Annotated in this window: 2 protein-coding genes; both read right to left on the reverse strand. The window is 41.2% G+C overall.

Features of this window, described 5'->3' with window-relative positions; translation table 11 throughout:
- On the reverse strand, window positions 1–1,612 hold a 1,612-nt coding region (locus tag B3473_RS03355; protein ID WP_293652159.1), incomplete at its 3' end, for a SulP family inorganic anion transporter.
- A 228-nt stretch (window positions 1,613–1,840) separates the two neighbouring features.
- Window positions 1,841–2,078, reverse strand: a 238-nt coding sequence (locus tag B3473_RS03360) for a hypothetical protein (protein WP_293652160.1), incomplete at its 5' end; no start/stop codon positions are given.

Genomic DNA, 2,078 nt, shown 5'->3' on the forward strand with positions numbered 1-2,078 from the left:
CATCAATGTTTGGGCAGATATTCTTTTCACCGATTTTTTCAAGAAAACCTGCTTTTTTCATCACACGGAAAGGTTGGGGGTTGACGTGCGATAAAATCAAGGTCATGCCACGTTGCTGACAGGTTTCACGGATTTCTTCAAGAGCATCCAACCCTGAAATATCCATAGCAGGAACATTTCGCATCCGAAGAATCAGGGCATTTTTACCTTCCTCATAGCTAATGTCAAGAAAGTCATTGGTCGTTCCAAAGAACAAAGAACCAAACACTTCATAAACCACGGTATTTTTTGGTACTACTTTTAAATCAAGCGCGTCAGTATTCTCATTATCTGCTTCATCAACCCATTGGCGAACTTCCGCGATGTCTGACATTCGTTTCAAGAATAAAAAGGCCGCTAAAACCATACCAAACTCAATCGCAACCACCAAATCAAAAAAGACGGTTAACAATAGAGTAGTTACCAAAACAACAATGTCACTCTTTGGAGCCGTACGTAGCATATATACAAAAGTTCGCCAACCACTCATATTGTATGCGACCATAATCAAGATAGCCGCCAAGCAACTCATTGGAATCAAAGAGGCATAGGGCATGAGAAAGAGTAAAATTAACAACAAAACAAGTGCATGCGTCATACCAGCGATTGGCGTGCGTCCACCGTTTTTAACGTTGGCTGCTGTACGAGCAATAGCTCCTGTTGCAGGAATGCCACCGAATAAGGCCGACATCATATTTCCCACACCTTGCCCAACTAATTCAGCATTTGAGCGATGACGACTGCCAATCATACCGTCTGAAACCACACAAGACAGCAAGGATTCAATTGACGCTAAAATAGCAATGGTGAAGGCAGGTGATAACAGTTGACGCACCAACGAAAGGGAGATGTTGGGCATTGAAAAGGTTGGTAAACCTGCCTTAATGGTGTACAAATCTCCAATCGTTGGGACAGATAAATGGGCCAGCTGAACAATGGCAGTTGTTACAAAAATAGCTACCAGTGAGCCTGGTATTTTTTGAGAAACACGAGGCCAAAAAATCTGAATGCTAAGAGCCAACAAACCAATTAGCAAGGTTGGCAAATGAATGGTATTAAGGTGTTGGGCATAAGCTACTAGTTTATCTGTAAATTCAGCAGGAACTGCTCCCATGCTTAATCCCAAGAAATCCTTTAATTGCCCCACTAAAATACCAATGGCAATTCCCAAGGTAAAACCAACCGTAATGGTTTTAGGAATAAAACTGATTAAATTTCCAAATTTTAACAAGCCCATGACAATCATCATCAAACCCGCTAAAAAAGTAGCCGTTGCCAAGCCACTCATGCCATATTGCGAGACGATGCCATAAATAATCACAACAAAGGCGGCGGTTGGACCACCGATTTGTACGCGGCTTCCCCCTAAAAACGAAATAAAAAAACCAGCGATAACACCGGTGTAAAGCCCTTGTTCTGGATTCACACCTGACGCAATTGCCAAAGCAATTGATAACGGTAGGGCGATGATTGCCACGATAATTCCAGCCACAAGATCTTTTGCAAACTGTGCTCTAGTGTAACCCTTGAGCGTGCTAAACAGTTTTGGTTTTATGTATTGAAAAGCGTCCATTCTCTCCTCCTATCTTTATTTGCTCTCAGACGCTTACGAGAACTTCACCTCCCATTTTATCATAGCTCCACCAAAAACTCTAGGCCTCTTAGGCCAAAAAAGCCTGTTATTTCGGTTTTTTTAGCCCTTTTTCACTTAACTTTACAATGATAAGTGTACAATAAAAACTGGCTCTATAATTCTGTAGTAGGTAAATCCACTTTAGAAATTATGGTGCCTTTTCCTCTGTTAAAAACATACTAAGATTAGTAGTGAGAAAATCCCCCGACAGGAGAAAGCACTCGCTACTTTTCCTTTTATGTTAAAGTAGTGGTATCTTGTTAAGTCGAGTTCTCTTTTGACGCTAGACGTCATAACAAAAACTGGCAAGGCACCTGTTTTAGGGAGAATTTTATCAAAGTATGTAGGACGCAAGATATCATTTTCAATACTCGATGTCAGGTGTCCCACATACTTGGAACCATTC

This window comes from Streptococcus sp. UBA632 (assembly GCF_002300045.1).
In the GTDB taxonomy this organism is placed as follows: Bacteria; Bacillota; Bacilli; order Lactobacillales; family Streptococcaceae; genus Streptococcus; species Streptococcus alactolyticus.